Origin of the sequence: Pseudoalteromonas sp. AOP7-A1-14, assembly GCF_052376275.1 — a bacterium.
GTDB lineage: Bacteria > Pseudomonadota > Gammaproteobacteria > Enterobacterales > Alteromonadaceae > Pseudoalteromonas.
In genome coordinates this window covers 1-14,797 of record NZ_JBQSVO010000095.1, presented here as the reverse complement: position 1 = coordinate 14,797, position 14,797 = coordinate 1, and the positions used below count along the sequence as shown (strand labels likewise).

The following is a 14,797-nucleotide window of genomic DNA, read 5'->3' as shown; positions in this document are numbered from 1 at the left end:
TTACCGTTAGAGGAAGTGGCTGAAAGCCGCCTCGAAATAATCGCCACCCAAACAGATGGTAATTGGCAGGCGCAATTAATGGCATGCCTTGTTACTCATTCTTCGTAAGGTTTTACACTGTTTAGCTGTAGGCGGTGCGCTTAACTAGCCACGTTGTTTTCAATGCTTTCAATTATTAACGTACTCTCCAACCAAAGCGGTTCATATTTGATTCGACCAGCGGTGCTGGCATATAAAAACATACGCGAAAGTAAGGAACTTTAAAAAATTTAGTGACATTTTGCTTTGCATTTGATGCTAAAGGTAAGATGATCTCTGGGATGCGAATGGCTTTTTGATCAAATATTTCTATCGTCGTTATTGGGTTTATTAACCATGTTGTTTGCATCTATGGTGCACGCAAAGCTGAAATTGCAGTATTAATACTTGTTGGTGTTAGCCCGCTAGTTACTTTTAGTTTAATTTTGGTCGAGGCGTTGCGTTAGTGATTATTCTTGTAGCAAGTGTGGGGTCAGTACTACTGCTTAGTGCAAGTTTAATGATGTCAGGTGATTAGTTAGCAACAGAATTTGGTTTATTTGTGACTGGAAGTTTATTTACTAGGCACATATTGCTGATGACAGGGTTAATAACTGTGGCTGCGGTAATAACTGCACTTTTACCAGCATGTGCAGCCTATAAAAGTGCGTTGCATACCTCATTGTCTGCTAGATAAAAGCGGCGACAATGAGGTGAGTGTTTATTTATAAAACACGTCAACAGTGCCTTTTACTTTCATTAGTAAAGGCTGACCACGGCGGTCTAGTGCTTTTGGTGCGGCTACTTTGATCCAGCTCTCGCTGATGCAATACTCTTCAACGTCAAAACGTTCTTTGCCGTTTAAGGTGACACCAATTTCATGTTCAAATATTTCTTCAACATAAAACTTGCTGCGTGGATTGATAGATAATTGGTCTGGTAACTCAGGTTTATTTGTATCAGTCATAATTGTGATCTGCATTGAATAGATTGTGCGCTATTGTAGGCAATACAGGCTCTGGGCTCAATAGCGCTAAAGCATAAATGTTTAATCGCAGGTTTGTTCTTGCTTAGGCCAGCGCCAAGCGAGTATTAACTAGCGAGTTACTTTATATAGCTGTTTGCTAGAGCGTGTTGGCTCGATGCTATTAATCTCAATATCTTTAACTTGCCCATTGGTCGATATATTAAAACGACTAATCACACAATCTTTCTCTTCTACACTTAGTAACTCTCGAGCGGATTGGCGATTAGGTATTTTTTGCAGTCGATGCCAACGACCTTGCTGATCTAAGAACTGTACTTGTATGTCAGCGAGAGGTCGCTGATCAGAAATACTGGTAGTTTGGCCGTGAACTAATTGTGATGTTATCAGCAATAAAAAAACGTATAAGATCTTCATTTCCATCCTTGGTTGTTTTTTAATCATTTTATCATGGTAAGTGTTTATTTCAGTAAAGTAAAACAAGTCATTATGCTAAATACTGGATGTTCACGAATAGCATATTGATTGGTTTTATGATGCTCGCGTATGGTTATGCCTAATGCGCGGGCATCAATACCTGTTTCTTCTAAAAGCTCCCGGTATGCTGTTTCTAGTGGCTTCTCACCTTCGTCAATTCCACCAGTAACCGATTGCCAAAAATTTGCGTCATCAGCACGTTGGATCAGTAAAAAATCTTTACTCTTTTTATAAATAACCACTAATACAGAATAAGGCTGACGAAGAGTCGCATTTTCAGTCAAGATAAATACCCAATAACTTAGTTGTCGATAGTTTAGCGCAGCACTGGGTTAGAAACTAGAAGTGCTGGCTTTATGTTTAACAAATACTCTTAATACGACAATGCAGCTAAGTTACAGTAATAATTTAACGCTAAGTATTTTTACTGCGCTCCTCGCAATCACTGCTATCGCAGGTATTTAAGTCGCTCTGAGCTTGTTTATCTTGTTGTAGAACTTGTTTTAAATCTTCCATGCGTTGGCGAACCGCTACGCCGTAGCTGGCATCGTCTCCCCATAATGCAGCAAGCTGCAGTACTGCAGCACGGTCGTGGTCTCTAAACAGCTTACCTGCTCGCTCTGCATCTTGCTTAGTGTTGCCTAGTAACTCGAGTGTTTCTACGGCAAGGTTAATAGCTGAGTCGACTGTTTCGCGGTTAAACGCATCTACTTTTAAATTAAGTAATTGATACGCATGGCGGCGATCGATTGCGCGAGCAACAATTTTAAGCTGCGGATAGTTTTTATGTGCAAGTTTAATTATCTCAATGGTTTTATCGGGATTATCAATTGCAATTACCAGCATTTGCGCGGTGTCTGCGCCTGCGGCTTCAAGGAGTTCTTGGCGTGCGGCATCGCCATAAAATACGTTTTTGCCAAAACGGCGTAGTAACTCTATTTGACTAGGGCTGTGATCAAGTACGGTAATTTCGTACCCTTGCGCGTGCAGTAAACGGCCTATAATTTGACCAAAACGGCCGTAGCCCGCAATAATTACGTGCTTAGCGGTGCTAATTTTTTCTGGATTATCAAACTCAGGCATAGCACTGCTGCTGCGTTTTTGTATTTGTTCATAAACCATAAGTAGTAACGGCGCTATTAACATTGATACCGCCACAACTAAGGTAACAAGGCTGGTTTGCTCGGGCGTTAAAATACTGAGCGTAGTGGTTACGCTTAACAGTACAAAGGCAAACTCACCGCCTTGGGCCAGCGCTAGGGCAAATAGTAACTGCTGTCTTCGGTTAATTTTAAAGGTAACAGCAAGGGTAAATAAAATGCAGGCTTTAACTACAATGAGTAAAACCACTAAGCCTATAACGGTAATAAATTCGTTAAATAGCAGTTCAAAGTTAATTGATGCGCCAACAGTTATAAAAAACAATCCTAATAGTAAGCCTTTAAAGGGTTCTATGTCGGCTTCTAATTCGTGTCTAAACTCGCTTTCGGCAAGTACAACGCCGGCTAAAAAAGTACCCAGTGCAGGTGATAACCCAATACTTTGCATAACTAGCGCAATAGCGACCACTAAAAACAGTGCAAAAATAGTAAATATTTCGCGCATGTGCGTTTGGGCGATGTATCTAAATAACGGCGCCGATACATATTTTCCGCTGGCAATAATAGCGGCAATAACCGCAACCGATATACATACTTGTTGCCATACAGACCAGCTTGCAATAATTGAATCGCTGATTTCTTTTGAGCTGGTTTGCGGGGCAAATGCGAGCAGTGGCAGTAGGGCTAAAATAGGAATAATTGCGATGTCTTGAAACAATAATACTGAAAACGCGTTTTGTCCGGCTTCTTGCTTTAGCCAGCCTTTTTCTTCAAGGCTTTGCAGTACAATAGCGGTAGAGGAGAGCGCCAGCATTAAACCAATAGCGAGTGCGGTTTGCCAATGCATGGCAAAAACCCAATAACAAAATGCAAAAATAGCTGCGGCGGTCAGTACCACCTGCAAGCCGCCAAGCCCTAAAATAGAGTGGCGTAATGTCCATAAACGCGAAGGTTGTAGTTCAAGGCCGACTAAAAACAGCATCATTACTACGCCAAATTCGGCGAAGTGCATTACATCAGTTTGATCGCCCACAATACCCAGCGTATAAGGGCCAATGAGTATTCCGGCAATTAAATAACCTAACACTGAGCCAAGTCCGATTCGTTTTGCAATAGGAACAGCGACGATGGCTGCTGCTAAGTAAATTAAAGCAATTTCTAACACGCATTTATCCTAGGTCTATTTATGCTCAAGGTATTTGAGCATAAATAGAATGACTTAGGTTTTTATAAATTACAATAATTCATGTGGCTTAAAATACGTTATTTTTAGCTCATACTTGTCAGCTACTTTTACTGAACCGCTAATGTTATCGATACTTACATCACCCGAGCCCGACTCAGTAATAGCCAGCCCCTTTGCATGATTAACGCGAATATCTCCCGAGCTGTCTTCAATTGTTACGTTTGAGCCAATATGCTCAATAAGCATGTCGCCAGAGCTGTCATCAACATTAACAGCTCCGTTTATATGGCTTATTACTATATCACCCGAGCCATCTTCAACGTCTAGCGAGCCGCTTACGTTGCTCACGTGCATTTCGCCCGAACCATCTTCAATAGTTGCATTGCCGCTTACGTTGTTTATATGAATACTGCCAGAGCCGTCGGTTAATTCTAAATTACCCACGATGTTTTCAAGGTTTATTTCACCTGAGCCATCGTCAACAGTTAGGCTTTTAGCGCCGCTTATAGTTAAATCACCCGAGCCGTCTTTTACATTCATATTGCTTTGCATAGCACTTATTACAATATCGCCAGAGCCATCATCAATATCTAAATTTAGATTATTTGGCACAGTAACAACTAAATCAATATGTGGAGATTGGCCACTGTAAAAGCTAATGCCATTACGGCTTTTATTTTGGGCAACAAGCTTTGCCTGTTTACCGTCTTGCTCGAGCGTTAGTTCGTATTCGTCTTCAATGTCGGCTGTGTAAATAGTGGCGTTAACACTAATGCTGGTGGCTGTTTGCGAGCCTTTTATTTCAAGGCTACCAGCGCCGCTTAACACATTTAAATACTCAAGATTATTATTTGGTAATGTAAGTTGTTGTGTTTGTTTTACGCTAGCCACACTTGGCGATATGTGAAATACACAGCCGCTTAATAATAAAATACCGCCAATAAGTGACAGTGGTTTTGTAATGCGAGGTACTATTGATGAACTCATGTTTAATCCTTTTATCTTTATTGTTTGAATTTAGTCTGAGCACAATAGAGCAAAAAAGAGACCAGTTATAAGCTGTTGTTTTTGTTTAGGTTGTGTGTTTGTTAAAAACGTAGGTTTACTAATAAGTAGTTAAATACACTAAAAAATAATTAAAAAGGATGCACATGGCATCCTTTTTTAATTGCTTACGTTAATTAACCTGAGTGTTAAAAGCTGTAAGTAATGTTACCGTACAAGAAACGCCCGTCTAGTCCGTAAGGTGCATACGGGCTGTATGGGAATATTTGGCCAAAATCAGAGTAGCCAATATTATCTACCGTTGCTTGCGGGTACTGATCGAACAGGTTGTTTGCACCTAAAGCAAATTTCCATGTGGTGTCTGGACGGTAGGCCACTTCGAGGTCGGTGATCCATTTAGGATCTAGGTATTCGTCGCCAGCTGCGGTGGTTGAAATATCAGCCACTTCACCGTAGCGTGTTGCGCGAAGGGTTGTTTGCCATTCGTTAAAGTTCCACACTGCTGATAGGTTCCATTTGCTATCTGGTGTGCCTTCTTCAAAACGGCCGACTTCACGGCGTGAAAATACTACGTAGTCTTCGCCTAGAGAGTTAAGCTGTGCTGGGTTGTCGTTTACGTGCGTTACTTCGGTGTCGTTAAAGTTAGCGGCTACGTTTAAACGTAAATCACCTAAGCTGTCTAACTCTAAGTTGTAAGTGGCAACGATATCTACACCTTGTGTACGTGAGTCAATCGCGTTGGTAAAGTAACGTACGCTTTCTGTGTTTAGCTCGCCGGCATTTTGTAGTATTTCTACTACGGCATCGCCTTCTAGATTTTCAGACAATACAATACGGTCATCAATATCAATGCGGTACGCATCAACAGTTAAGCTAAAGCTGCCTTGGGTGTAAATAAAGCCCGCTGTTAGGTTTACCGATTCCTCTGCATCAAGTGGCTCTGCGCCTAGTGCTTGTGCAGCGGCTGAGTCAGTTGGAAATAAACCTACTTCAAACGGTTCGTTGTTTTCAAGCACGGTAGAAATTTGCTGGTATGAGCTTTGTGCAAGCGATGGTGCACGGAAACCTGTGCTAATTGCACCGCGTAGAGATAGGTTTTCGTTTATGCTGTAACGCGAAGCAAGTTTAGAGGTAAACGTATCACCAAAGTCGGTGTAGTCTTCGTAACGACCGGCTAAAACTACGTTCCAATCTTCTGTTAGGTAAGTATCAAACTCTACAAATACCGCTACATTATGGCGGCTTTCGTCGGTTACGCTTTCTGGGCTAAAACCTGCAAGTACTTGCGCGCCACCGGCTGCAATTGGGTTGCCGTTGCTATCAAGCGCTGTAATGTAAGAAGCTTCTTCGCCTTGTTCAATTTTGTAGCTTTCGTGGCGATACTCTGTACCTGCAGTAAAAAATACGTCATCTGGTAAGCCTAAATCTAACGTAGTATTGGCTGTGGCGTTAACTAAAAGCTGATCGTAAACCAGTGCGCCGTTGTCAAACTCGGTTGGGCTGTTTGCACCTAGTGATGTATTAATACTGTTTACAACACCAAAGCCAAAGTCGTTACGGCCATAGTTGGTACTTACATCCCATGTCCAGTCGCCAGTTTCGCCTTTTAGGCCAAGTGCTAATGAGTAATCTTGGACGTTGGTTTCAATTTGCGGTAAAAAGCCATCAGGGTACACTTCTAATACGTTGCGGCTGTCTTTTGCACGGCGGTAAAAACCACCTGAGTTACCTTCGCGTTTTGAGTAGCTACCAAACGAGTAAAGGTTATAGCCGTTATCAAAGTCGTAACCCATGTTATAAAACAGGGCGTAGTCTTCAAGGTCGGCTTTACCAAAGCGGTGGTTATAACGGTCGAAGGTAAATTCGCGCGGGTCTAAGCTGCCATCTTCTAGGCGGTCGTATTGCTCGCGCGGGTCAAAACCTGAACGTTGTGTTGAGTCGTTATCGCGATACTCAATAGAGACGTTTACAAAGCCGTTATCTAAAAGCTCAAATCCTGAGTTTGCGCTAATTGTGCGTGTTGCACCGTCGTTTACTTCGCGGTCGGCGCCAGTATTAAATGCAAGGTTACCATTTGCGTCGGCGTAAGTGCTTTCTAGGTTAGGTACACCTGCCATTTGGGTGTCGTATTCGCCGTAGGTTACGCTTACGCTGCCGCCTTCGGTGGCATCTTTAAGTACAATGTTAATTACACCGGCAATTGCATCAGAACCATATTGCGCTGCTGCGCCATCACGTAATACTTCTACACGTTTAATGGCTGATGTTGGGATCATGTTTAAATCAACCGCCGTAGAGCCACGACCAACTGTGCCACCTAAGTTTAATAAGGCGCCTGAGTGGCGGCGCTTACCATTGATAAGCACTAAGGTGTGATCGGGTGCTAAACCACGTAAAACAGCAGGTTTTGCGTGGTCGGTGCCATCTGCAAGTGTTGCACTTGGGTAGTTAAAACTAGGTACTTGGTTTGCAAGTACTTGGCTTATTTCTAGCTGACCGGTGCTTTGCATATCACCGCTGGTAATAATATCTACAGGTACTGAGCTTTCGGCAATACTGCGTAAGCTACGGCGAGTACCTGTTACTGAAATCACTTCAATGTTTTTTTCGGCTTGAACATCTTGCTCTACAGCGAATACAGAAGAATAGGGTGCACTAAGCACAGAAGAAACGGCTAAGCTCAGTGCTACTTTTTTGGCTGATAATGGCTTTAACATGATGTTGATTCCCTTGAGGGCTGCTGACTATTGATTTTAAAAAGGAGCGCATAATATAAAAGGCGCTACCTGTATGCAAAGATAAAAACTGTCTAAGATATGCTAAGTTGTTAACACAGGAGGCCAAGCTTTACGTGTGTTAAAGACGTTTAGATCGCTGCAGTTACATTTTTGTGTCGAATAGTTACGAATTCAAGGTAATTATAATGAAAAGTTATTAATAAGTAAAAAGGCCAAGCGAGTGCTTGGCCTTTGTTTATTTTATAAATTGCGCAAAAAATTATTCAGGCGCTACTTCAAGTGTTGTAAATAAAGCATAACGACCTGCATCGACGCCTTCTTCGTCACTATCAAAATCTGATGATGTTTCGATTAAGTACAACCCCGGTTTTTTCCACGTTGCGGTGAAAAAGCCGTTTTTGTCTGTAGTTACTTTTACTTCGCCACGTACGTTTCGGTAGCGCGTATCGCCTTTTAAAATACTTACTTCGATGCCTGCCTCTGCTGGTTTACCATCTTGTAAAAGCTGAAATTTAGCGGCTTCGCCTGCAAATAAGTCATTTGGATGTGTTGGACCGCTTAACTCCAACCCTTTACCTAGCATCGCTGGTTTTGATGTGCCATTACGGCTAACAAAGGTATCGACAGTTGAAATCATCTTTGTTGTTTTAATTTGAGTTGCATCGCTTGGTAGTTTCGCTTCTGATTTTTTACCAAATACACGTTTACGTTTGCCTTGAGTATTTTTATAAAAGGTCATGTAACGCGGTGTTTGGGTCATAGCAATGTGGTAAGTGCCTTCTTTATTAAGGCTTACTGCAGCTGAGCTTTTACGTTTTAAGTAATATGCACGAATGGTGTCGCTTACAGGCTCGCCATTTGGTGCAAGCGCCATTAATAACGTATCGTCGTACTCTGCGCCTTTTTCCTTTGGTTTAAAGGCTTTGTCTGGTGCAAATATTTGGTTTGAAATACTTGCGTCAATCATTACGTAATGGGCTTTGTCGCCAGATAATGACGTGTGCGAAGGTAACAACCAGCGAGCATGTGCACTTGCAGATGTAGACACAAGCGCTGATAAACTAAGTGCGCCGATTAATGCAGTTTTTAATAAATTAATTTTCATTGTATTTCCTTAAATTCAAATGATTAAGTAGCAGCTACTTAGTGCTTACTGTGACGAAACTTGTCGAAAATTCTTTTTTACCATCAATTGTTAGCTTGCCTGACTTAGTTAAATCAAGCTCAACGCGAGTGTAGTCACGGCCGCCTTCTTCACGAACTACTTCAATATTTAAAAGGTATTTACCCGGTGCTACGGCGTTGTCCTCTAAATCTTTGCCATTCCAATCAATTGTATAAGTACCAGCGCGCTTAGTGGCGCCACTTATGCCGTCAAAGTTAATATCGGTTTTACCCGCTTTACGCCACCATTGGCGTAAGTCTTTAAACCATTCAGCTTCTTCTACCCATAATGCAATTGTCGTTACATGCTTGCGCTTGGGGGTTTCAAGCCAAACAGCCACGTATGGGCGGTGGTAAGGCTGAACATCAAGCTCAGGTAAGGTGAGTTCAACTTCAAGTTCAGCTGCTTCAGCATTTGATTGAAATAAGGCCGCTGTAAATAATACAACAGCGGCAAATAAGGTGTTTAGTTTTAACATTAAGACACTCCTTTTAGTTGCGGAACCCAGCATAAATAAATGACTGCAGGCGTTGCGACCCCAAGCACAGTTAGCCATATTCCTACTAAGCGTTTTTTTCTGTTTTGAAATAAAATGATCATGCCGGTGATGGCAAATAAAATCATTAACGCGGCCGATATATCAATTACCCAACTCCATGCTTCGCCAGTGTGGCGGCCTTTATGCAAGTCGCTGATTAAACTCAATACACCCCCTGTTTGGTATTCAAGATTGAGCTCGCCACTTATAAAATCAACTTCAGCAAATGCAAACCCTGCTGGTAGTGGATAGTCGAGCATCACGAGTGCGTCTTGTTTTTCCCAATCAATACTTTTTGGGTGATTTAAGCCGTACTGATTGGCTAGGTATACTTCAATATCAGTAAATACATTGGCTAAATTATCAGGGGTAAGCTGCGCTTTATTAACTAAATTTGCAGGTAATGGTTGGCTTAGTTGGCCGTTATCTTTATCACCTTTAAGCCAGTCAACATGGTTTAGTACTATGCCACTTACACAAAATAAAATAAGTAGAAACAGTAAAGCGGTTGATAGGTAGATATGCAGTGCGCGACTAAGGCTATAAAAAGCACGTTTATTAAATAATGGCATAAACAAATAGGGTTATATTTTTTGTTTATGGTAATCATTTGTATTAGCTATAGCAACTAAATTCACGTTCCTTTATTTGGGATTGGTAGTAGGTGGAAAAATAGTGTTAGTGGGTAGGGAGCTTTTAATCGTGGGATTTGGTAACCAAGCTAATTGAATAAGTAGTTGCAACTGAGTTTATGTTCCGGTTTAGTTTGGCTTATACAATACAATAGCTAATACAATGCTATGAATAAGTATGGCCATAAATAGGGCGAGTACTTTAGTTTGGCGATGGTTATTCATACCCTTACGAGCTTGATTTACCGTAGTTGGCCGCGATATTAAATAAATCATCACACTAACTTCAATCACTCCAACAATATATAAAACCCACCCGGGAGGGCTTGTTAGGGCTAAAAGTATAAAGCCAGTGAGCATGCCAAGACCTGCAAAACATTTAGCTTTTAGAGGTACTACTTTATATTCATGCCAATAGTACAGGGATGCGCCATAACGAGGGTGGTTAAGTAGCCAGGCCGCAAGCTTTGGTGATGAGCGTGTAAAGCAGCCCAGTGCTAAAATAAAAAATATGGTGGTGGGCATAATAGGTAAAAAAATGCCAATAATACCTAGGGCTACAAGCACTAAGCCAATAGCTTGATAAACTATATTTTTATAAGTGGCAAAAATAGTTTTATAACTCATGGATAGACTTAGGCCTGGTAAAGTTGAAAACGGGTAAAGGCTTGACGTGTACCGTAGAGCAGTGCTTATTTACTCATCACGAAGTTCAATACAAGATACTATTAATTGTACTAGATGACGCTTCGCACTACCACGTTCAGTTTTGGGTTCAGTTAAATAGCGTGCACCAAATTAGCTGTAACTAGAGAAGTGTTCGACTTTATATTTTTAATAAAGTTGAGTTTAAGGTTTTGGTTTAATTTATAAAATTAAATTTACAATCTGTGTGAAATTACTGTTGTAAAAGTAATCTCAAAAAATAAACTCGCCTTAGGCTGGGGAAGGTTTAATGATAGTAGATAGGACTTGTTAGATAAGGAAAGAGGCAGAGCCCCTTTCCTTATCTAAATAAGTGAGTCGCAGCTGCTAGAAATAATAACCTACGTTAATATTAAAGCGACGTTCGGTTTCGTCACTATTACCAGCAACAGAACCGCCCACAAAGGGTTGGTTTTTAGCAAGTACATAGTCCACATAAGTGAGTAATCCGCCAGCCGTAATAGAAACACCCGTTACGTTCATCCATGTATTATCGGTGTTATCCGATTTATCATAAATAATGCCGTAGTCGTTATAAAATTGCAGATTTGTTACTGGGCCCCATTCTACTGGCACGCTATAAGCAACGTTAGCGTTGGTCATGGTTGCTTGTGAGGCGATGCTATCGAAAAATGAATAAGCACCAACGGCCATGCGGTTGGTGTTGTCGATATTGTAATCGTACTCACTGTGTTGCAGTTGTAAGTTCCATGCGCCAATCGTGCTATTTAGGTGCATAGCCCAGGCATTGTAATCACCTGCACGGTCTACGCCATCATGTAAGCCACCGGCAAGCGCCGAGAAGCCCACTTCGGTTTTGCCGCCATCATGCTCAAAATGGTAGCCATAGCGACCTGAAAAGGTATTGTATTCACCTATTGGGTTACCGCCTTGCTCGCTTGGGTCGGCATAAATTCCTTCATCGGCGCTTCTAAAGCCAATTACATCATACGAGTAACGATCGCTGCGGTTGTCTACATAGCCGTCAACGCCGCCTTGCTCATCATTTTTGAAAAAGCCTAAATCAAGCTGCCAATTGTCGGCAATTTTACGTTTGAATAGCACGCCCATATCATGGTCGTCTTCAAGGCCGATATAATAGCCAGTGCTAAAAAAGTAGTTGTGTGAATTATATGGCCAGTTACCAAACGGCACTTTAGTAATACCCGCTTGTACCTGCCAATCATCAGCAAAGTCGTAAGCTGCATAAGCATATTTAACGGCAGTCATATATTCAAAAAAGCGAATTTCAGCATTGAGCGAAACATCGCCGACATCGCCTGAGAAGTTTAAACGGAAAATATCAAAATCAAAATCGCCACCGCGATCTTGACTACCTTCTTCATATGAAGTGTGGCTATAATTGGTTCGTATCGCGCCACCAATCTTAATGCCTTGAGGTTTTTTTTCTGGCTCAACAGCAACCGCTGTTTTTTGCTCTTCAACTTTTTGTTGCTTTGCTATTTGCTGATCAATAGTTTGCTGTTGTTGAGTAGTTTTTTGCTCTGCGGCATCCAGCTTTTGTTGGAGTTGCTGCATTTGCTGTTGTAGTTGATTTAACTGGGTTTTCATGTCATCAATATCTGACGCGTAAGAAAAACTAGAAGTTACGCCCAGCATGACTGAGAAGGCTAACTTTGAAGGTTTAAGCATGAATCATCGCTAAAGTGAATATAGGTACTTACAAGGATAGATTAAATTACCTTTTAACCCAAGTCGCGATATTAAATTAGGGAGGTAAACCATTAAATTTCAATCATTAATGTGAGTTTATTTAGCTATCTGATACTTTTGGGTCGCTTTGCTTTATAAGGGTCCCTACGGCAAGGAATGGCGAAGCATCAATTTTATCGGCATCCATCATTGCAGCAATACGTTGCATTGAAGAAAGTAGTTGGCTTTGCTCCCATTCATCGAGCGCTGTAAATTTATTAATAAAGTGCTCTTGCAGTGGTTGCGGTGCTTTAGCTAGTAGTTCTTTACCGCTTTCGGTTAAATATAAACTAACACGGCGTTTATCTAACTGGCTGCGAACGCGGTTAACTAAATTACGATTTTCAAGTCTATCAAGAATATTAGTGACAGTCGCAGGGCTTAAATTAACATTTAGGGCTACTCGACTGGCGGTTATACCGTCATTTTGAGCTACTTCATGCATAATAAGTAACTGTGGGCCGGTTAATCCTGAGGTTTTATTTAGCTGTTTAGAATGAAGATCTATGGCACGGATAACACGGCGTAAAGCCACTAACAACTCGTCGTATTTTTGCATTTTTAATCTCACTGGTAGGGCGTTTAATAGTCTTGCGACTAGTACAATAAGCAAATGTTACAGATCAAATAAATAGAGTTCAAATAACTTGTGTTTATAAAGAATATAATGGGCACTGTTTACTGCAATAAAATTATTTAGAGTAGAAAGTATTTCACAGATATCAACAAGTTTTTAATTAAATTTTTTAACATTCACTTTGATAGAATAAGGGGGGGGTTGTAGGGCTCAGCATAAAAAGTAACGAAATAATATTTACTAACTGACTGAGTATTGGGTAAGGTGTACTCACTGCTGAGGGCATATTGACCTTTCAAGGTTAATTTTGCGATAGGGCTTAGTGCTCTTAGACTTTTCATTATTATGGGACGTATTATGAAATTATCTCCATCTGTAAGTATTGAGCAAGCTGACTCAGGCTTAGAATATATTAATGTTGCCAGTGAGTTGTGTAGCGCTAAAATTTTCCTGCAAGGAGCTCAGCTCACCGAGTTTACACCTAAAGATAGAAAGCCATTAATTTGGGTTTCCAGCAAGGAAGACTTCCAAGAAGGTAAGAGTGTACGCGGTGGAATTCCTATTTGTTGGCCTTGGTTTGGAGCCAATCCAAAAAACTCTGATTGGCCAACTCATGGTGTAGCACGTATAAGCCTGTGGCGCGCAGATGAAGTAACAGAGCAAGGTAACGAAATACGCGTGAGTTTAACCTTACCTATGGCAGAAGTAGATGATACGTACTGGTCACATAAGTCTACATTAAAAGTTGAATTTGTTTTAACTAACAAATTAGAAGTACGTTTAACTACCACCAATTTAAGTAATCAAGTCATTAGCTTTACCCAAGCACTACATACCTACTTTCCAACTCCAGCGATTAAAGAAACACACATAGACGGTTTGCAAGGAGCGCAATACATTGAGTTTGGAGAAGGTCCGTTTGAGCAACATGAACTTGTCGGTTTTGCTCGTGAAACAGATATGGTGTATACCCAAGCACCAGATACGCAGCGCATTATAACACCTGATGGTATAATTGAAGTTGGTCGTGAAAACTCAACCTCTTGTGTGCTTTGGAACCCGTGGATCGATAAATCAAAGCGTTTATCAAATTTTGCTGATGACGAATATCAAACCATGCTATGCCTAGAAGCAGCAAACGTAATGGATGATGTGGTACAAATTGCTCCTAATGAAAGTCATACTTTAGCGACCACTATTTCCTGGATTTAAACTTTAAAGGAAACCTAAGCAAGCGTTATCGCGTTGGCTTTACAAGGATAAAGCGTGTTCGAAAATAATCAGTTACAGTCATTACCTAAACACCAGTATATTGCATTTAAACCGCTTGCAGACAAAGCTTTGTTGCATGCTCAGCTCAATTGGTTGATATTTTATGTACCGCTGATGGCGGTATTTGCGGCGATATGCTTTTTTAATGAAGATTTTGCCGATAAAGCGCAACTATTCCTATTGATTGGTTTACCCATATTGTTGGTTATTTCACTGCTTTATAATGTGCTGAGTGTGCGCTTAAAAGGTGTAGCGATGCGTGAACATGATATTGCTTATCGCAAAGGGATGATTTGGCAGCAGGTTACTATTTTACCGTTTTCAAGAGTGCAGCATACTGAAATTCATCGCGGACCCATTGAACGTAAACTCGGTTTGGCAAGTTTACGTTTATATAGTGCTGGTGGTGTCAGCGCCGATCTGAATATTAGTGGTTTAAGCCATGATGACTGTAAAGATATTCGCCAATATGTGCAGCAATACAATGAAGGTGACCAGAAGCAAAGCCAACAGCAACGTGGTCATAGTCAATTAGTGAAAGCAGCATCGACTTTGAGTGATGAAACGAATAATGGATAAACTACATTGGCAACGTGTGTCGCCATGGGCGCTGGTTTATTTTGTACTGCATTTTAGTTTTCGTTTTGTTAAAGACGCTATATTAAATCTGCTACCCATTACCATTC

At 41.1% G+C, this 14,797-nt stretch carries 14 protein-coding genes and 1 pseudogene; 2 read left to right on the top strand and 13 right to left on the bottom strand.

Translation table 11 applies throughout. From position 1 onward, the window contains the following. Positions 1–175: 175 nt before the first annotated feature. From ACT3RM_RS13685 to ACT3RM_RS13625, 13 genes and pseudogenes are all read right to left on the bottom strand, one after another. Positions 176–388: a DUF3299 domain-containing protein gene (locus ACT3RM_RS13685; RefSeq protein WP_441995103.1), complete on the bottom strand. Its 213-nt coding sequence runs from the start codon at positions 386–388 to the stop codon at positions 176–178. 351 nt (positions 389–739) lie between these two features. Further along, positions 740–985, bottom strand: a complete 246-nt coding sequence (locus ACT3RM_RS13680) for a DUF3297 family protein (protein ID WP_441834876.1) — start codon at positions 983–985, stop codon at positions 740–742. Between the two features lie 129 nt (positions 986–1,114). Further along, complete coding sequence (locus ACT3RM_RS13675; protein WP_441834877.1) at positions 1,115–1,420, bottom strand: hypothetical protein; 306 nt, start codon at positions 1,418–1,420, stop codon at positions 1,115–1,117. Positions 1,421–1,464: 44 nt separating this feature from the next. After that, positions 1,465–1,764, bottom strand: a complete 300-nt coding sequence (locus tag ACT3RM_RS13670; protein WP_441834878.1) for an NUDIX domain-containing protein — start codon at positions 1,762–1,764, stop codon at positions 1,465–1,467. A 130-nt stretch (positions 1,765–1,894) separates the two neighbouring features. Then, a complete protein-coding gene (locus ACT3RM_RS13665; protein ID WP_441834879.1) occupies positions 1,895–3,745 on the bottom strand; it encodes a monovalent cation:proton antiporter-2 (CPA2) family protein in 1,851 nt (616 codons plus the stop codon). Between the two features lie 69 nt (positions 3,746–3,814). Beyond that, the gene (locus ACT3RM_RS13660) at positions 3,815–4,753 is read right to left on the bottom strand and encodes a DUF4097 family beta strand repeat-containing protein (RefSeq protein ID WP_441834880.1); all 939 of its coding nucleotides are present in this window, start codon (positions 4,751–4,753) and stop codon (positions 3,815–3,817) included. A 206-nt stretch (positions 4,754–4,959) separates the two neighbouring features. Next, positions 4,960–7,488: a TonB-dependent receptor plug domain-containing protein gene (locus tag ACT3RM_RS13655; RefSeq protein ID WP_441834881.1), complete on the bottom strand. Its 2,529-nt coding sequence runs from the start codon at positions 7,486–7,488 to the stop codon at positions 4,960–4,962. A 280-nt stretch (positions 7,489–7,768) separates the two neighbouring features. After that, entirely contained in the window at positions 7,769–8,614 is an 846-nt protein-coding gene (locus ACT3RM_RS13650; RefSeq protein WP_441834882.1) for a DUF4198 domain-containing protein, read from the bottom strand. A 34-nt stretch (positions 8,615–8,648) separates the two neighbouring features. Then, positions 8,649–9,152 (bottom strand): DUF2271 domain-containing protein, encoded by a 504-nt coding sequence (locus ACT3RM_RS13645; RefSeq protein WP_441834883.1) that lies wholly within the window; start codon positions 9,150–9,152, stop codon positions 8,649–8,651. Continuing rightward, positions 9,152–9,784, bottom strand: a complete 633-nt coding sequence (locus tag ACT3RM_RS13640; protein WP_441834884.1) for a PepSY-associated TM helix domain-containing protein — start codon at positions 9,782–9,784, stop codon at positions 9,152–9,154. The genes ACT3RM_RS13645 and ACT3RM_RS13640 overlap by 1 nt, the downstream gene beginning before the upstream one ends. A gap of 309 nt (positions 9,785–10,093) precedes the next feature. Continuing rightward, positions 10,094–10,471, bottom strand: a pseudogene (locus ACT3RM_RS13635) (YbaN family protein); the annotation flags it as partial. Between the two features lie 405 nt (positions 10,472–10,876). Next, positions 10,877–12,202 carry a porin gene (locus ACT3RM_RS13630; protein WP_441834885.1) on the bottom strand — a complete coding sequence of 442 codons (1,326 nt, stop codon included), beginning with the start codon at positions 12,200–12,202 and terminating at the stop codon, positions 10,877–10,879. Between the two features lie 121 nt (positions 12,203–12,323). Beyond that, on the bottom strand, positions 12,324–12,821 hold the full coding sequence (locus tag ACT3RM_RS13625; RefSeq protein ID WP_441834886.1) for a MarR family winged helix-turn-helix transcriptional regulator: 498 nt from the start codon (positions 12,819–12,821) through the stop codon (positions 12,324–12,326). A 375-nt stretch (positions 12,822–13,196) separates the two neighbouring features. On the opposite strand from ACT3RM_RS13625, the gene ACT3RM_RS13620 reads away from it, so the two are divergent. Next, complete coding sequence (locus tag ACT3RM_RS13620; RefSeq protein WP_441834887.1) at positions 13,197–14,051, top strand: D-hexose-6-phosphate mutarotase; 855 nt, start codon at positions 13,197–13,199, stop codon at positions 14,049–14,051. 54 nt (positions 14,052–14,105) lie between these two features. Continuing rightward, a complete protein-coding gene (locus ACT3RM_RS13615; RefSeq protein ID WP_441834888.1) occupies positions 14,106–14,690 on the top strand; it encodes a PH domain-containing protein in 585 nt (194 codons plus the stop codon). The last annotated feature ends 107 nt before the right edge of the window (positions 14,691–14,797 follow it).

Excerpts from the sequence above, each read along its gene's own strand:
- ACT3RM_RS13685 (WP_441995103.1), bottom strand. The coding sequence starts at position 388 with ATGCAAACAACATGGTTAATAAACCCAATAACGACGATAGAAATATTT.
- ACT3RM_RS13680 (WP_441834876.1), bottom strand. The coding sequence starts at position 985 with ATGACTGATACAAATAAACCTGAGTTACCAGACCAATTATCTATCAAT.
- ACT3RM_RS13675 (WP_441834877.1), bottom strand. The coding sequence starts at position 1,420 with ATGAAGATCTTATACGTTTTTTTATTGCTGATAACATCACAATTAGTT.
- ACT3RM_RS13660 (WP_441834880.1), bottom strand. The coding sequence starts at position 4,753 with ATGAGTTCATCAATAGTACCTCGCATTACAAAACCACTGTCACTTATT.
- ACT3RM_RS13655 (WP_441834881.1), bottom strand. The coding sequence starts at position 7,488 with ATGTTAAAGCCATTATCAGCCAAAAAAGTAGCACTGAGCTTAGCCGTT.
- ACT3RM_RS13650 (WP_441834882.1), bottom strand. The coding sequence starts at position 8,614 with ATGAAAATTAATTTATTAAAAACTGCATTAATCGGCGCACTTAGTTTA.
- ACT3RM_RS13645 (WP_441834883.1), bottom strand. The coding sequence starts at position 9,152 with ATGTTAAAACTAAACACCTTATTTGCCGCTGTTGTATTATTTACAGCG.
- ACT3RM_RS13640 (WP_441834884.1), bottom strand. The coding sequence starts at position 9,784 with ATGCCATTATTTAATAAACGTGCTTTTTATAGCCTTAGTCGCGCACTG.
- ACT3RM_RS13630 (WP_441834885.1), bottom strand. The coding sequence starts at position 12,202 with ATGCTTAAACCTTCAAAGTTAGCCTTCTCAGTCATGCTGGGCGTAACT.
- ACT3RM_RS13625 (WP_441834886.1), bottom strand. The coding sequence starts at position 12,821 with ATGCAAAAATACGACGAGTTGTTAGTGGCTTTACGCCGTGTTATCCGT.
- ACT3RM_RS13620 (WP_441834887.1), top strand. The coding sequence starts at position 13,197 with ATGAAATTATCTCCATCTGTAAGTATTGAGCAAGCTGACTCAGGCTTA.